This window comes from Streptomyces sp. RP5T, assembly GCF_003933965.1.
In the GTDB taxonomy this organism is placed as follows: Bacteria; Actinomycetota; Actinomycetes; order Streptomycetales; family Streptomycetaceae; genus Streptomyces.
On record NZ_RSAJ01000013.1, the window covers coordinates 23,859 to 38,923 of the forward strand.

Genomic DNA, 15,065 nt, shown 5'->3' on the forward strand with positions numbered 1-15,065 from the left:
GTTTCCTCCGTTCCCTTCCGCTACCAGACGTAGGCGAGGACTTCTCCGCCTACGCCCTTCTTGCCGGCCTGCTTGTCGGTGAGGAGCCCGTGCGACGTGGAGATGATCGCCACGCCCAGGCCGCCGAGCACCTTCGGCAGGTTGGTGGACTTCGCGTAAACCCGGAGACCGGGCTTGGAGATCCGCTTGATGCCCGCGATGGAGCGCTCACGGTTCGGGCCGAACTTCAGCTCGAGGACGAGGTTCTTGCCGACCTCGGCGTCCTCGACCTTCCAGCCCGTGATGAAGCCCTCCTGCTGGAGGATCTCCGCGATGTGAGACTTGATCTTGGACGCCGGCATCGTCACGGAGTCGTGGTACGCCGAGTTCGCGTTCCGCAGACGCGTAAGCATGTCTGCGATCGGATCAGTCATGGTCATGAATTGGCCTTCGGCCTCTCTCGCCGGGGTTTCCAGGTGCCCATCCCTCTCCTCGATCCGAGACGAGGCGGGTGCGGTGCGGTGGACCTACGGCGTAGTAAGTCGTATGGGCGTCCAGGCGCCCAACCCTCCCAGCCTAAGCCATGGAGGGGTGGGCACCTGACACTGCCCTTTACTTACCGAGAGCTTCGGGAATCCCCAAGTAGGGAATTACCAGGAGCTCTTGGTCACGCCCGGCAGCTCGCCACGGTGAGCCATCTCACGAAGGCACACGCGGCACAGGCCGAACTTGCGGTACACGGAGTGCGGACGGCCGCAGCGCTGGCAGCGCGTGTAGCCACGTACACCGAACTTGGGCTTGCGAGCAGCCTTGGCAATCAGAGCCTTCTTCGCCATCTCGCTCACGCCTCCTTGAAGGGGAAGCCGAGGTGACGAAGGAGCGCGCGGCCCTCAGCGTCGTTGGTCGCCGTGGTCACCACGGTGATGTCCATGCCCCGGGTACGGTCGATCTTGTCCTGGTCGATCTCGTGGAACATGACCTGCTCGGTGAGACCGAAGGTGTAGTTGCCACGGCCGTCGAACTGCTTGGGGGACAGACCACGGAAGTCGCGGATGCGCGGCAGCGCGAGCGACAGGGTGCGGTCCAGGAACTCCCACATGCGGTCGCCACGAAGCGTGACGTGGGCACCGATCGGCTGGCCCTCACGCAGCTTGAACTGCGCGATGGACTTACGGGCCTTGGTGACGGCCGGCTTCTGACCCGTGATCGTGGTGAGGTCGCGGATGGCGCCCTCGATCAGCTTGGAGTCGCGGGCGGCGTCGCCCACACCCATGTTGACCACGATCTTGACGAGGCCGGGGATCTGCATGACGTTCTCGTACTTGAACTCGTCACGCAGCTTGCCCGCGATCTCCTCGCGGTACTTCGTCTTGAGACGCGGAGTGGTGGTGGTAGCCATCAGATGTCCTCACCCGTCCGCTTGGCAACGCGGATCTTGTTGCCCTCGTCGTCGAAGCGGTAACCGACACGCGTGACGACCTTGTTGCCGTCCTTCTCAACGACCAGCTGGACGTTGGAGACGTGGATCGGCGCCTCGGTCGTGACGATGCCACCGGCCTGCGAACCGCGAGCGGTCGGGCCGGCCTTGGTGTGCTTCTTGACCCGGTTGACACCCTCGACCAGGACACGGTCCTCGCGGGGGAAGGCCGCGATGACCTTGCCCTGCTTGCCCTTGTCCTTACCGGTGATGACCTGGACCAGGTCGCCCTTCTTGATCTTCATGCTTACAGCACCTCCGGCGCGAGCGAGATGATCTTCATGAACTTCTTCTCGCGCAGCTCACGGCCGACGGGGCCGAAGATACGGGTGCCGCGAGGGTCGCCGTCGTTCTTCAGAATGACGGCGGCGTTCTCGTCGAAGCGGATGTACGAGCCGTCCGGACGGCGGCGCTCCTTGACGGTGCGAACGATGACCGCCTTGACGACGTCACCCTTCTTCACGTTGCCACCGGGGATCGCGTCCTTGACGGTGGCGACGATGACGTCACCGATGCCCGCGTAGCGGCGACCGGAGCCACCGAGCACACGGATGCAAAGGATCTCCTTCGCACCAGTGTTGTCGGCGACACGCAGTCGCGACTCCTGCTGGATCACGTCTATCTCCTGTTTGTCTGCCGGTTCCCCGGGGGCCGTTCAGGAACGGCCCCCGGAGCCTGGCGGAACTGTCCTGCGGGATGATCCCCGCAGGAATTACTTGGCCTTCTCGAGGATCTCGACGACGCGCCAGCGCTTGGTCGCCGACAGCGGGCGGGTCTCCGCGAGGAGGACCCGGTCGCCGACGCCGGCAGCGTTCTGCTCGTCGTGCGCCTTGAGCTTGTTGGTACGGCGGATGACCTTGCCGTACAGCGCGTGCTTGACGCGGTCCTCGACGGCGACGACGACGGTCTTGTCCATCTTGTCGCTGACGACGAGACCCTCACGGGTCTTGCGGAAGCCGCGGGCCTCTGCAGTCTGCTCAGTCACGTTGCTCTCACTCATCAGGCGCTCTCCACCGTCTCGATGCCCAGCTCGCGCTCACGCATCAGGGTGTAGATCCGCGCGATGTCCTTACGGACGGCCTTGAGCCGGCCGTGGTTCTCGAGCTGACCCGTCGCCGCCTGGAAGCGGAGGTTGAACAGCTCTTCCTTGGCTTCGCGGAGCTTGTTCAGCAGCTCCTCGTCACCCAGTTCGCGCAGCTCGGACGCCTTGGTACCGGCCGACATCACGCTTCACCTGCCTCGCGCTTGACGATCCGGCACTTCATCGGCAGCTTGTGGGCTGCGCGAGTCAGGGCCTCACGGGCGATCTTCTCGTTGGGGTAGGACAGCTCGAACATGACCCGGCCCGGGTGCACGTTCGCGATCCACCACTCGGGAGAACCCTTACCGGAACCCATGCGGGTCTCGGCAGGCTTCTTCGTGAGCGGGCGGTCCGGGTAGATGTTGATCCAGACCTTGCCGCCACGCTTGATGTGGCGGGTCATCGCGATACGGGCCGCCTCGATCTGGCGGTTGGTCACGTACGCCGGCGTGAGGGCCTGAATGCCGTACTCGCCGAACGCGACCGTCGTACCGCCCTTGGCCTGACCACGGCGCTTCGGGTGGTGCTGCTTGCGGTGCTTGACCCTACGGGGGATCAGCATGTCGGTCAGGCCTCCGTTCCGGTGCTCTCAGCCGGAGCGGCGGCGGGGGCCTCGGCCTTGGGGGCCTCGGCGCCGGCAGCCTGCTGCGGCTTGCGACCGCGCCGCTCGCCACCACGGCCACCACGGGCCGGGCGGTCGGCACCGCCACCGCGAGCCGGGCGGTTACCCGCACGGGCGGCAGCGTTCTCGGCGCGGACCTCGGCGATGTTCTTGACGTCGCCCTTGTAGATCCAGACCTTCACACCGATGCGGCCGAAGGTCGTCTTGGCCTCGAAGAAGCCGTAGTCCACGTTCGCGCGGAGCGTGTGCAGGGGCACACGGCCCTCGCGGTAGAACTCCGAGCGGGACATCTCGGCGCCGCCGAGGCGGCCACCGCACTGGATCTTGATGCCCTTGGCGCCGGCCTTCATCGCCGACTGCATGCTCTTACGCATGGCGCGACGGAAGGAGACGCGGGAGGAGAGCTGCTCGGCGACGGCCTGGGCAACCAGCTGAGCGTCGGTCTCGGGGTTCTTGACCTCGAGGATGTTCAGCTGGACCTGCTTGCCCGTGAGCTTCTCGAGGTCACCGCGGATGCGGTCGGCCTCGGCGCCACGGCGGCCGATGACGATGCCCGGACGAGCGGTGTGGATGTCCACACGCACACGGTCACGGGTGCGCTCGATCTCCACCTTCGAGATGCCGGCGCGCTCCATGCCGGACGTCATCATCCGACGGATGGCGACGTCTTCCTTGACGTAGTCCTTGTACAGCTTGTCGGCGTACCACCGGGACTTGAAGTCCGTGGTGACACCGAGCCGGAACCCATGCGGGTTAACCTTCTGGCCCATTACCGGGTTCCTTCCTTGCTGCTGACGACCACGGTGATGTGGCTGGTCCGCTTGCGGATCCGGTAGGCACGGCCCTGGGCGCGCGGCCGGAACCGCTTCAGGGTCGGGCCCTCGTCGACGTACGCCTCGGAGATGAAGAGGCTGTCGGCGTCGGTGTGGTCGTAGTTGTGCGCGGCGTTGGCGATGGCGCTGTCCAGCACCTTGCCGACGGGCACTGAGGCGGCCTGCGGAGCGAATCGCAGGACCGCCTGAGCCTCCGTGGCGTCCATGCCACGGATAAGGTCCACCACTCGGCGGGCCTTCATGGGCGTAACGCGGATGTACCGCGCCTGGGCCCTGGCTTCCATGGTTGTCCCTCTCAGTTACTTACGTGTCTGAATGCGATCCGCTACTAGCGGCGCTTCGACTTCCGGTCGTCCTTGACGTGACCCCGGAAGGTGCGCGTCGGCGAGAACTCGCCGAGCTTGTGGCCGACCATCGACTCGGTGACGAACACCGGGATGTGGGTCTTGCCGTTGTGCACCGCGATCGTGTGGCCGAGCATGGCCGGGACGATCATCGAGCGACGGGACCAGGTCTTGATGACGTTCTTGGAACCGGCTTCGTTCTGGGCGTCCACCTTCTTGATCAGGTGGTCGTCGACGAAGGGCCCCTTCTTGAGACTGCGCGGCATCTAAACCCGCTCCTAGCGCTTCTTGTTCGTCTTGCGGCGGCGGACGATGTACTTGTTCGAAGCCTTCTTCGGCGAACGAGTACGACCCTCCTTCTGACCCCAGGGGCTGACCGGGTGGCGACCACCGGAGGTCTTGCCCTCACCACCACCGTGGGGGTGGTCAACCGGGTTCATCGCCACACCGCGAACGGTCGGGCGGACGCCCAGCCAGCGCTTGCGGCCGGCCTTACCCCAGTTGATGTTGCTCTGCTCGGCGTTGCCGACCTCGCCGACCGTGGCGCGGCAGCGCTGGTCGACCAGGCGGATCTCACCGGAGGGCATGCGGAGGTGGGCCATCGTGCCCTCCTTCGCGAGCAGCTGCACGGAGGCACCGGCGGAGCGGGCGAACTTGGCGCCGCCACCGGGACGGAGCTCGATCGCGTGGATCGTGGTACCGACCGGGATGTTGCGGAGCGCCAGGTTGTTGCCCGGCTTGATGTCGGCCCCGGGACCGTTCTCGACGCGGTCACCCTGCTGCAGGTTGCGCGGGGCGAGGATGTAGCGCTTCTCGCCGTCCGCGTAGTGCAGCAGCGCGATGCGCGCGGTGCGGTTGGGGTCGTACTCGATGTGCGCGACCTTCGCCGGCACGCCGTCCTTGTCGTGACGACGGAAGTCGATCACTCGGTAGGCGCGCTTGTGTCCGCCACCCTGGTGGCGAACGGTCACACGACCGGCGTTGTTACGGCCGCCCTTGCTGTGCAGCGGGCGGACCAGCGACTTCTCCGGCGTGGACCGCGTGACCTCGACGAAGTCGGCGACGCTGGAGCCACGACGGCCCGGCGTAGTCGGCTTGTACTTGCGGATTCCCATTTCTCAGTCCTCGTCCGATATCGGACGATCCGACCCGCTTACGCGGTCGGACCGCCGAAGATGTCGATACGGTCGCCCTCGGCAAGGGTCACGATCGCGCGCTTGCTGTCGGCACGCTTGCCGAAGCCGGTGCGGGTCCGCTTGCGCTTGCCCTGGCGGTTGATCGTGTTCACCCCGGTGACCTTGACCGAGAAGACCGCCTGGACGGCCTGCTTGATCTGGGTCTTGTTGGCGCCGGGGGCCACGATGAACGTGTACTTGCCCTCGTCGAGAAGCGCGTAGCTCTTCTCGGACACGACCGGCTTCAGCAGGACGTCACGGGGGTCCGTGAAGGCCTTGCTCGCCGGCGTGACGACGGTGTTCTTGCCCTCGGCCTCGTGGCGGCGCGCCTTGGCGACGCGCGCGGCCTTGGCTGCCTTGGCGGCCTTCGAGGCGATGCTCGGGTGACGCGTAGCCATCAGGCTTCGCTCCCTTCGGTGTCAGCGGCCTTGGGGCCAGACACGAAGGACTCGAAAGCGGCCTGGGTGAAGACCACGTCGTCCGAGACGAGAACGTCGTACGTGTTCAGCTGGCCCGGCTCCAGGATGTGGACCTGGGGCAGGTTGCGGGCGGACAGCCACGCGGCCTCGTCGGCGCGGTCGACGACCAGGAGCAGGTTCTTGCGCTCCGAGATCTTGCCGAACAGCGACTTGGCGGCCTTCGTGGAGGGGGTCGCGCCCTCGACCACGCCGGAGACGACGTGGATGCGGTTGTGGCGGGCCCGGTCGGTGAGGGCGTGGCGCAGGGCCGCGGCCTTCATCTTCTTCGGGGTCCGCTGCGAGTAGTCACGCGGCACGGGGCCGTGGACGACGCCACCGCCGGCGAACTGCGGCGCACGGGTCGAACCCTGACGGGCGCGGCCGGTGCCCTTCTGGCGGTACGGCTTCTTGCCGCCACCACGGACTTCGCCACGCGTCTTGACCTTGTGCGTGCCCTGACGGGCGGCGGCCAGCTGCGCGACGACGACCTGGTGGATCAGCGGGATGCTGACCTTCTCGACGTCGAAGATCTCGGCCGGGAGCTCGACGGTCCCGGCGGTGTCGCCGGAGGGCGACAGAATGTCAATGGTGCTCATATCCTCAGGCCCCCTTGGCCGCGGTGCGGACCAGGACGAGGCCGCCGTTCGGACCAGGAACCGCGCCCTTGATGAGGAGCAGGCCCTTCTCCGCGTCAACGGCGTGAACGGTCAGGTTCTGGGTGGTGACCCGCTCGTTGCCCATACGACCCGCCATGCGGAGGCCCTTGAACACGCGGCCCGGGGTGGCGCAGCCACCGATGGAACCGGGAGAGCGGTGCTTGCGCTGGGTGCCGTGACCGGCGCCGAGGCCCTTGAAGTTGTGACGCTTCATGACACCGGCGAAGCCCTTGCCCTTGCTCTTGCCGGTCACGTCGACCTTGATCCCGGCCTCGAACACCTCAGCGGTGATCTCCTGGCCGAGGGTGTACTCGGAGGCGTCCGCGGTGCGGATCTCGACGAGGTGGCGACGGGGCGTGACATCGGCCTTGGCGAAGTGGCCCTTGAGGGGCTTGTTCACCTTGCGCGGGTCGATCTCGCCGAACGCGATCTGGACGGACTCGTAGCCGTCGACGTCGTTCGTACGGACCTGGGTCACGACATTGGGGCCGGCCTTGACGACGGTGACCGGAACAACACGGTTGTTCTCGTCCCACACCTGCGTCATGCCGAGCTTCTCGCCCAGGATGCCCTTGATCTGCTTAGCCATCGTTCAGATCACCGGCCTCAGAGCTTGATCTCGATGTCGACACCGGCCGGGAGGTCGAGTCGCATCAGAGAGTCAACGGTCTTGGGGGTCGGGTCGAGGATGTCGATCAGGCGCTTGTGCGTGCGCATCTCGAAGTGCTCGCGCGAGTCCTTGTACTTGTGCGGCGACTTGATGACGCAGTACACGTTCTTCTCAGTGGGCAGCGGCACCGGGCCCGCGACCGACGCACCAGTGCGCGTCACCGTCTCGACGATCTTCTTCGCCGAGGAGTCGATGACCTCGTGGTCGTAGGCCTTGAGCCGGATGCGGATCTTCTGTCCCGCCATGGCTACTCAGTAGTCCTGTCTCTCTACAGCTCTGGAACCCGGTGTTCCGTTGACTTCTTCCGACCCACGCGGTCGGGCGTGTCGCACTTCCACTGACACAGATGTCCCTTGTTCGAACATCCCTGCTGGGAATGAACACGGCCCTTCCGGAACCGCAAGCCGGGGACAGAAGCCCACCGGGTGCCTGGCCGGTGCCGCACTGACACTTCCCGAAAGATTCCCGTACGTCCGCCCCAGCGCTGCCTTACGGCAGTTGGAACGACGAGTACTGTGGGACTCGCTTCCGGTCCTCCCGGCGGGAGGCGCGCAGCATCAACACTCGACCGAGCAACCCCGCTAGTCTGCCATACGGGGCACGGGCCTGGCCAATCGAGCCGGAGACAATACCCCGGGAGTGACGCAGATCAAACACAGGTCCTGCCACCGACCCGCCACGGGGCTGCTCGCCGTGACCTTCTTGACCGTGACGAAGGAACTGGTGCCCGCGCGGTCCGCTTGAGCCGGACGGTGAGGGATCGGGTCTCGCGCTCCTCGCTTGCGCTTGATCTACGGCCACTCGACCAGCACCGCGAACACCACGTACGCCAACGGAGCCAGCACCGCCGCCAGGGCCGCGAGGCCGACGCGGCGGGGGGTGTGGTGGCGTTCCCACGGCAGTGCCCAGCTCGCGGCGAGCAGGAACAGGGCGAGGCCCAGGCCGCCGAGCAGCACCGGGAAGGCCACCCCGAAGCTGTCGTCGAAGCGGTCCGCCTGCGGGGCGGTGCACGCGTCGCACGCCATCGCCGAGAACCCGCCGAAGAACCAGGCGGCCAGGCACGTGGGCAGCGTAAGAAGTGTCGAGACCAGCGGGGCGACCCAGGCTCCGGTCGCGCGATCGTCGTCGAGCGTGAGATCCGGCATGGGTCCATCACAGCGCGCGGGCACCGGTGGCCGCATGGGCGTTCGTACTCAGAAAGCACGCTCGACGTACGGAGCTCAGCCGCTCGCGTTCCGCAGCCGCGCGAACGACGTGTCCAGCCCCCGCTTCAGCAGCCGCGCCACCGGCCGCTCCACGAACCGGTGCACCAGCCAGCTCAGCAGCAGGAAGCCGGCGATGACGGAGACGACCAGGAGACGGGCGTCCATCGTGTCGCGGAGCCGGTTGATCAGGGTCGTACCGACCGCGTAGTGCATCAGGTACAGCGGATACGTCAGCGCGCCGGCCGTCACGAGCCACTTCCAGCGGACCCGGTCCGTCGCGCCGAGGGCGATGGCGACCATGGCCAGCAGGAAGACGGTGAAGATCAGAACACTCCCCCGCCAGCCCGACACGTGCTCGACCTCGTCGATCCTGATGCCGAGTTCGCGCTGGCCCATCAGCCAGGCCAGCGCCAGGATGCCCCACAGCAGCAGGTCCTGGCCGAAGCGGTGCATCAGGTACAGGGACAGGCCCGCAATGAAGTACCAGGCGCCCTCCGGGTTGGCGACCAGTTCGAGGAGCGGGAGCTTCGAGATCGGGGCCAGCATGGCCGCGGCGCCCCACACACAGCAGAAGACGACGACCTTGCGGTAGGTCAGTCCGCTCCACACGACGACCAGGAAGAGGAGGTAGAAGCGGAGCTCCGACCACAGGGTCCAGTAGACGCCGTCGACGTTCATGACGCCCGAACCGGACTGGAGCATCGTGAAGTTGAGGAGGATGTCGCGGGTGCGCAGGCGGCCCCACACACCCGGCAGGGCCACCAGGACAGCCGTGGTGAAGACGATGGCGAACCAGTACGCCGGGTACAGCCGGATCACCCGGGACGTGAAGAACTGCCGGGGGCTGCGGCCCCAGCAGGACATGCAGATCACGAAGCCGCTGATCACGAAGAAGATCTCGACGCCGATCCAGCCGTAGGAGGCGAACCGGAACACCGTCGGCATGATGTCGGAGACCGGGCGGTCCCAGATGCGGTTGCCCGGCTGGTCGACCCGGTTGGTGCCGGCGTAGTGGTGCACGGCGACCATCAGGGCGGCGAGCAGCCGGATGCCGTCGATGGCGTACAGCCGGCGTCCGGCGCGGTCGCGTACGGCGGACCGAGCGGGCCGTACCTGCGAGGTGGGCGCGGCCAGGGGCGGAAGCGGTTGCTGCAGGCCACTGACGACCCGCCGCGGTATCGACCTTCTGCTCTCCGCGTCCTGCATCGACACCTGCGCGTCCGTCCTGGTGAGGGAATCCGGGCCGGGAGCGGCCACCGGACGCCTCAGGCTACGACCCGCACAACCACCCCACAGTGGCCAGACGGGAGCATTTCCCCCACCCGCTCCGGGGAGTTGGCGCAACGCTCGCCGCGCCGCTCCACAGCGTTCTCCCAGACTTCACCGACCACACGCGAAACCGACCGCACGCGAAGGGGCCCGTACGACCGAAGTCGTACGGGCCCCTTCAGAGACCTACTGGTCTCGGAGACCTGTCAGGTCAAGATCAGGCGGTGATCTTGGTGACCTGGCCGGCGCCGACCGTCCGGCCACCCTCACGGATGGCGAACTTCAGGCCCTCTTCCATGGCGACGGGCTGGATGAGCTCCACCTTCATCTCGGTGTTGTCACCCGGCATGACCATCTCGGTGCCCTCGGGGAGGGTCACGACGCCGGTCACGTCCGTCGTACGGAAGTAGAACTGCGGACGGTAGTTGTTGAAGAACGGCGTGTGGCGGCCACCCTCGTCCTTGGAGAGGATGTAGGCCTGGGCCTCGAACTGGGTGTGCGGCGTGACCGAACCCGGCTTGATGATGACCTGGCCGCGCTCGACGTCCTCGCGCTTGATGCCACGGAGGAGCAGACCGACGTTCTCACCGGCCTGGCCCTCGTCGAGCAGCTTGCGGAACATCTCGATGCCGGTGACCGTGGTGGTGGTCTTCTCGGTCTTGATGCCGATGATGTCGACGGTCTCGTTGACCTTGAGGACACCACGCTCGATACGACCGGTGACGACGGTGCCACGACCGGTGATCGTGAAGACGTCCTCGATCGGCATCAGGAACGGCTTGTCGACGTCACGCTCGGGCTGCGGGATCGCCTCGTCGACGGCGGCCATCAGGTCCAGGACCGACTGGCCCCACTCCTTGTCGCCCTCGAGAGCCTTGAGCGCCGAGACCTTGACGACGGGAACGTCGTCGCCCGGGAACTCGTACTCGGAAAGGAGCTCACGCACCTCGAGCTCGACGAGCTCCAGGATCTCCTCGTCGTCCACCATGTCGGCCTTGTTCAGGGCGACGACGATGTAGGGAACGCCGACCTGGCGGGCCAGGAGCACGTGCTCCTTGGTCTGCGGCATCGGGCCGTCGGTGGCGGCGACCACGAGGATGGCGCCGTCCATCTGCGCCGCACCCGTGATCATGTTCTTGATGTAGTCCGCGTGACCGGGGCAGTCGACGTGGGCGTAGTGACGCGTCTCGGTCTGGTACTCGACGTGCGCGATCGAGATGGTGATACCGCGCTGGCGCTCCTCGGGAGCCTTGTCGATCTGGTCGAAGGCCGAGGCCTCGTTCAGGTCCGGGTACGCGTCGTGCAGCACCTTGGTAATGGCGGCCGTAAGGGTCGTCTTACCGTGGTCGATGTGACCGATGGTGCCGATGTTGACGTGGGGCTTAGTCCGCTCGAACTTCGCCTTCGCCACGGGGTCCTCCTGTGGAGTGGTTCTGAACGCCTTGCTTCATCGGCGCCAGGTGATCTTTGCTGGAAAGCCTCGGCCCGGGGGCACTCTCCCACAAATGCGGGTGAATGCCCCTCCGGGCTCCGGAGTCAAGCCTAAAGCGTGCGAACGCGGTGCGTTACTCGCCCTTGGCCTTCGCGATGATCTCCTCGGCGACGTTCCGCGGAACCTCGGCGTAGGAGTCGAACTGCATCGAGTAGCTTGCGCGACCCGACGTCTTGCTGCGGAGGTCTCCGACGTAGCCGAACATCTCCGAGAGGGGCACGAGGCCCTTCACGACGCGGGCACCGGCCCGCTCCTCCATGGCCTGGATCTGACCACGGCGGGAGTTGATGTCGCCGATGACCTCACCCATGTAGTCCTCGGGCGTGGTGACCTCGACGGCCATCATCGGCTCGAGCAGCACGGGGGACGCCTTGCGCGCGGCCTCCTTGAAGGCCTGCGAGCCGGCGATCTTGAACGCGAGCTCGGAGGAGTCGACCTCGTGGTAGGCGCCGTCGAGAAGCGTGACGCGAACGCCCGTCATCTCGTACCCGGCGAGGATGCCGAACTGCATGGCCTCCTGCGCACCGGCGTCCACCGAAGGGATGTACTCCTTCGGGATACGGCCACCGGTCACCTTGTTCACGAACTCGTACGAGGCGTCGCCGCCCTCGATGGGCTCGATCGCGATCTGCACCTTGGCGAACTGACCGGTACCACCGGTCTGCTTCTTGTGGGTGTAGTCCACGCGCTCGACGGCCTTGCGGATCGTCTCACGGTAGGCGACCTGCGGCTTGCCGACGTTGGCCTCGACCTTGAACTCACGGCGCATACGGTCGACCAGCACCTCGAGGTGCAGCTCGCCCATACCACCGATGATGGTCTGGCCGGTCTCCTCGTCCGAGTGGACCTGGAAGGAGGGGTCCTCCTCCGCGAGACGCTGGATGGCGACACCCAGCTTCTCCTGGTCACCCTTGGACTTGGGCTCGATGGCGACCTGGATGACCGGCGCCGGGAAGTCCATGGACTCCAGGATCACCGGCTGCTTGTCGTCGGACAGCGTCTCACCGGTGGTGGTCTGCTTCAGGCCCATGACGGCGACGATGTCGCCGGCGCCCACCGACTCGATCTCCTCACGCTTGTTCGCGTGCATGCGGTAGATCTTGCCGATGCGCTCCTTCTTGCCCTTGACGGAGTTCAGCACCGCGGTGCCGGACTCCAGGCGACCGGAGTAGATCCGGACGAAGGTGAGCTTGCCGAGGTGCGGGTCGCTCATGATCTTGAACGCCAGCGCGGACAGCGGCTCCTCGTCGGACGGCTTGCGCTTGACGACGACCTCGGGGTCCTTGACGTCGTGGCCCTCGATGGCCTCGACGTCGAGCGGGGTCGGCAGGTAGCGCACGACCGCGTCGAGCAGGGGCTGGACGCCCTTGTTCTTGAACGCGGTGCCACAGAACACCGGGGTGACCGTGGTGTCCTTCGACTTGCCGGAGGCGATGGTGATACGACGGATCGCGGCGTACAGCTGCTCCACGGAAGGCTCCTCGCCCTCCAGGTACAGCTCCATGATCTCTTCGTCGTTCTCCGCGACGGCCTCGATGAGCTTGCCGCGGTACTCCTCGGCAGCCTCGGTGTGCGTGGCCGGGATGTCGACGGTGTCGTACATCTCGCCCTTGGCCGCCTCGGCGGACCACACGAGCGCCTTCATGGTGACGAGGTCGACGACACCCTTGAAGTCGGCCTCGGCGCCGATCGGCAGCTGCATGACGAGCGGCTGGGCGCCCAGGCGGTCCGAGATCATGTCCACGCAGCGGTGGAACTCGGCGCCGGTACGGTCCAGCTTGTTGACGAAGCAGATGCGGGGCACGCCGTAACGGTCGGCCTGACGCCACACCGTCTCGGACTGCGGCTCCACGCCGGCAACGCCGTCGAACACCGTCACGGCACCGTCGAGAACGCGGAGCGAACGCTCCACCTCGACGGTGAAGTCGACGTGACCCGGGGTGTCGATGATGTTGATGGTGTGGTCGACGCCCTCAAGCGGCCAGTGACAGGTGGTGGCAGCAGAGGTGATCGTGATGCCACGCTCCTGCTCCTGCTCCATCCAGTCCATGGTGGCGGCGCCGTCGTGGACCTCACCGATCTTGTACGAAACGCCGGTGTAGAACAGGATCCGCTCGGTGGTGGTCGTCTTGCCCGCGTCGATGTGGGCCATGATCCCAATGTTGCGGACCCTGGCCAGGTCAAGCGAAGTGGTAGCCATAAGGCTTCAGTCTTCTCTCGGTCTCGATGGGGTCTGCGACTACCAGCGGTAGTGCGCGAAGGCCTTGTTGGACTCGGCCATCTTGTGCGTGTCCTCGCGCTTCTTGACGGCCGCACCGAGGCCGTTCGAGGCGTCGAGAAGCTCGTTGAGCAGGCGCTCGGTCATGGTCTTCTCGCGACGGGCGCGGGAGTAACCGACCAGCCAGCGCAGCGCCAGCGTGTTGGCGCGGCCGGGCTTGACCTCGACCGGCACCTGGTAGGTGGCGCCACCGACACGGCGGGACTTGACCTCAAGGGTCGGCTTGATGTTCTCGAGCGCGCGCTTGAGGGTGATGACCGGGTCGTTGCTGGTCTTCTCGCGCAGGCCCTCCATGGCGCCGTACACGATGCGCTCGGCGGTGGAGCGCTTGCCGTTCAGCAGCACCTTGTTGATCAGGGAGGTGACAAGAGGAGAACCGTAGACCGGGTCGATGATGACCGGGCGCTTCGGGGCGGGGCCCTTACGAGGCATTCTTACTTCTCCTTCTTGGCGCCGTAGCGGCTGCGGGCCTGCTTGCGGTTCTTGACACCCTGGGTGTCGAGCGAACCGCGGATGATCTTGTAGCGAACACCGGGCAGGTCCTTCACACGGCCGCCGCGCACGAGCACGATGGAGTGCTCCTGCAGGTTGTGTCCCTCACCCGGAATGTAAGCAGTGACCTCGATCCCGCTGGTCAGACGCACACGCGCGACCTTACGCAGGGCCGAGTTCGGCTTCTTCGGGGTGGTCGTGAACACACGCGTGCAGACGCCGCGACGCTGAGGGGAACCCTCGAGTGCGGGCGTCTTGTTCTTCTCGACCTTGTCCTGCCGGCCCTTGCGGACCAGCTGCTGGATCGTAGGCACTACTTCTCCGGTTTCTGTGTGCCGAATGGTGAAGCTAACCTGGAACGTCGCCGACCCACGCGGTCGGGTGTGTCGAATCCGGCGGACTCCCGCCGCAAGGCGAAAAGGGCGCAGATTACGGTGGCCGCTCAAGGCCCCCCTAGTGCGGTTCAAGGCACGCACGGAAGCCAGGGCACACCCCAGGCACAAGGTCTGAGCGTACCCAGCTCATTCGCTGCGGTCAAAACAGAAGGGCGACGGCACCCTCGCGGAGCGCGCGATGTCAAGCCCCTACGCCGTGGACGATCTTCGATTTCACACGGCGCACACGTGCGGGAAGCCGCTCACCCCGAGGCGAGACCCACCGCGACCAGCAGCGTCATCATGATGGACCACGCCGCGATCGACAGCCAGCCGAACACGAGCCCGGTCAGCGCCAGCCCGTCACCGCTCTCCCCCGTCCGCTCGATCTCGGCACGCGCCGTGTGCCCGAGGATCACCGCGGGAATCCCGGTGAACCCGAAGGTCGGCACGCACAGGAGCCCGCACACCGCCGCGCCGACCGCCTTTCCGTTGGCACGCGGCCGCGGGGCGGGCAGGAACGTGCGCGGTACGGCCGTGACGGGCGCCGGCTGCGGCACGGGGCCCAGCGGCAGGTCGGACACGAGCAGCGCCAGCTCCCCGACGGTCCGGGCGCCGTACGCCCGCTCCACCCGCTTGTCGAACTCGCCCTTCCCCAGC

Annotated in this window: 23 protein-coding genes; all 23 read right to left on the reverse strand. The window is 66.4% G+C overall.

The genetic code is table 11. The features are described from left to right. Window positions 1–20 precede the first annotated feature (20 nt). Window positions 21–419 (reverse strand): 30S ribosomal protein S8, encoded by a 399-nt coding sequence (rpsH, locus tag EHS43_RS02800; protein ID WP_007384075.1) that lies wholly within the window; start codon window positions 417–419, stop codon window positions 21–23. Between the two features lie 210 nt (window positions 420–629). Next, window positions 630–815 carry a type Z 30S ribosomal protein S14 gene (locus EHS43_RS02810; protein WP_003948630.1) on the reverse strand — a complete coding sequence of 62 codons (186 nt, stop codon included), beginning with the start codon at window positions 813–815 and terminating at the stop codon, window positions 630–632. A gap of 5 nt (window positions 816–820) precedes the next feature. Next, complete coding sequence (rplE, locus tag EHS43_RS02815; RefSeq protein ID WP_020135807.1) at window positions 821–1,378, reverse strand: 50S ribosomal protein L5; 558 nt, start codon at window positions 1,376–1,378, stop codon at window positions 821–823. Further along, window positions 1,378–1,701, reverse strand: a complete 324-nt coding sequence (rplX, locus tag EHS43_RS02820; protein WP_003992365.1) for a 50S ribosomal protein L24 — start codon at window positions 1,699–1,701, stop codon at window positions 1,378–1,380. The genes rplE and rplX overlap by 1 nt, the downstream gene beginning before the upstream one ends. 2 nt (window positions 1,702–1,703) lie before the next feature. Next, complete coding sequence (rplN, locus tag EHS43_RS02825) at window positions 1,704–2,072, reverse strand: 50S ribosomal protein L14 (protein ID WP_003998823.1); 369 nt, start codon at window positions 2,070–2,072, stop codon at window positions 1,704–1,706. A gap of 96 nt (window positions 2,073–2,168) precedes the next feature. Beyond that, window positions 2,169–2,456 (reverse strand): 30S ribosomal protein S17, encoded by a 288-nt coding sequence (gene rpsQ, locus EHS43_RS02830; protein ID WP_007384073.1) that lies wholly within the window; start codon window positions 2,454–2,456, stop codon window positions 2,169–2,171. Continuing rightward, on the reverse strand, window positions 2,456–2,680 hold the full coding sequence (gene rpmC / locus EHS43_RS02835; RefSeq protein WP_005481220.1) for a 50S ribosomal protein L29: 225 nt from the start codon (window positions 2,678–2,680) through the stop codon (window positions 2,456–2,458). The genes rpsQ and rpmC overlap by 1 nt, the downstream gene beginning before the upstream one ends. Then, window positions 2,680–3,099 (reverse strand): 50S ribosomal protein L16, encoded by a 420-nt coding sequence (gene rplP, locus EHS43_RS02840; protein WP_004927269.1) that lies wholly within the window; start codon window positions 3,097–3,099, stop codon window positions 2,680–2,682. The genes rpmC and rplP overlap by 1 nt, the downstream gene beginning before the upstream one ends. A gap of 5 nt (window positions 3,100–3,104) precedes the next feature. Next, window positions 3,105–3,929, reverse strand: coding sequence for a 30S ribosomal protein S3 (rpsC, locus tag EHS43_RS02845; protein ID WP_062023386.1), 825 nt, complete (start codon window positions 3,927–3,929; stop codon window positions 3,105–3,107). Next, a complete protein-coding gene (rplV, locus tag EHS43_RS02850; RefSeq protein WP_003974262.1) occupies window positions 3,929–4,276 on the reverse strand; it encodes a 50S ribosomal protein L22 in 348 nt (115 codons plus the stop codon). Before rplV ends, rpsC begins: the two co-directional genes overlap by 1 nt. Before the next feature lie 44 nt (window positions 4,277–4,320). Further along, complete coding sequence (gene rpsS / locus EHS43_RS02855) at window positions 4,321–4,602, reverse strand: 30S ribosomal protein S19 (RefSeq protein WP_007384069.1); 282 nt, start codon at window positions 4,600–4,602, stop codon at window positions 4,321–4,323. Between the two features lie 12 nt (window positions 4,603–4,614). Then, window positions 4,615–5,451 (reverse strand): 50S ribosomal protein L2, encoded by an 837-nt coding sequence (gene rplB, locus EHS43_RS02860; RefSeq protein ID WP_007384068.1) that lies wholly within the window; start codon window positions 5,449–5,451, stop codon window positions 4,615–4,617. A 38-nt stretch (window positions 5,452–5,489) separates the two neighbouring features. Beyond that, window positions 5,490–5,909 (reverse strand): 50S ribosomal protein L23, encoded by a 420-nt coding sequence (gene rplW, locus EHS43_RS02865; protein ID WP_037719147.1) that lies wholly within the window; start codon window positions 5,907–5,909, stop codon window positions 5,490–5,492. Further along, window positions 5,909–6,565, reverse strand: a complete 657-nt coding sequence (gene rplD, locus EHS43_RS02870) for a 50S ribosomal protein L4 (RefSeq protein ID WP_037719148.1) — start codon at window positions 6,563–6,565, stop codon at window positions 5,909–5,911. The genes rplW and rplD overlap by 1 nt, the downstream gene beginning before the upstream one ends. 4 nt (window positions 6,566–6,569) lie before the next feature. Continuing rightward, entirely contained in the window at window positions 6,570–7,214 is a 645-nt protein-coding gene (rplC, locus tag EHS43_RS02875; protein WP_020135811.1) for a 50S ribosomal protein L3, read from the reverse strand. Window positions 7,215–7,231: 17 nt separating this feature from the next. Further along, complete coding sequence (gene rpsJ / locus EHS43_RS02880; protein ID WP_003948644.1) at window positions 7,232–7,540, reverse strand: 30S ribosomal protein S10; 309 nt, start codon at window positions 7,538–7,540, stop codon at window positions 7,232–7,234. A gap of 546 nt (window positions 7,541–8,086) precedes the next feature. After that, window positions 8,087–8,440 carry a hypothetical protein gene (locus EHS43_RS02885; protein ID WP_125188942.1) on the reverse strand — a complete coding sequence of 118 codons (354 nt, stop codon included), beginning with the start codon at window positions 8,438–8,440 and terminating at the stop codon, window positions 8,087–8,089. A 75-nt stretch (window positions 8,441–8,515) separates the two neighbouring features. After that, on the reverse strand, window positions 8,516–9,706 hold the full coding sequence (locus EHS43_RS02890) for an acyltransferase (RefSeq protein ID WP_125188945.1): 1,191 nt from the start codon (window positions 9,704–9,706) through the stop codon (window positions 8,516–8,518). Window positions 9,707–9,986: 280 nt separating this feature from the next. Further along, the gene (gene tuf / locus EHS43_RS02895; protein WP_007384061.1) at window positions 9,987–11,180 is read right to left on the reverse strand and encodes an elongation factor Tu; all 1,194 of its coding nucleotides are present in this window, start codon (window positions 11,178–11,180) and stop codon (window positions 9,987–9,989) included. A 154-nt stretch (window positions 11,181–11,334) separates the two neighbouring features. Beyond that, a complete protein-coding gene (fusA, locus tag EHS43_RS02900; RefSeq protein WP_125188943.1) occupies window positions 11,335–13,461 on the reverse strand; it encodes an elongation factor G in 2,127 nt (708 codons plus the stop codon). 39 nt (window positions 13,462–13,500) lie between these two features. After that, window positions 13,501–13,971 carry a 30S ribosomal protein S7 gene (gene rpsG / locus EHS43_RS02905; RefSeq protein WP_007384059.1) on the reverse strand — a complete coding sequence of 157 codons (471 nt, stop codon included), beginning with the start codon at window positions 13,969–13,971 and terminating at the stop codon, window positions 13,501–13,503. 2 nt (window positions 13,972–13,973) lie between these two features. Further along, window positions 13,974–14,345, reverse strand: a complete 372-nt coding sequence (rpsL, locus tag EHS43_RS02910; protein WP_003948652.1) for a 30S ribosomal protein S12 — start codon at window positions 14,343–14,345, stop codon at window positions 13,974–13,976. Window positions 14,346–14,668: 323 nt separating this feature from the next. Beyond that, window positions 14,669–15,065, reverse strand: a 397-nt coding sequence (locus EHS43_RS02915) for a DUF1707 and DUF4190 domain-containing protein (RefSeq protein WP_148104012.1), incomplete at its 5' end; no start/stop codon positions are given.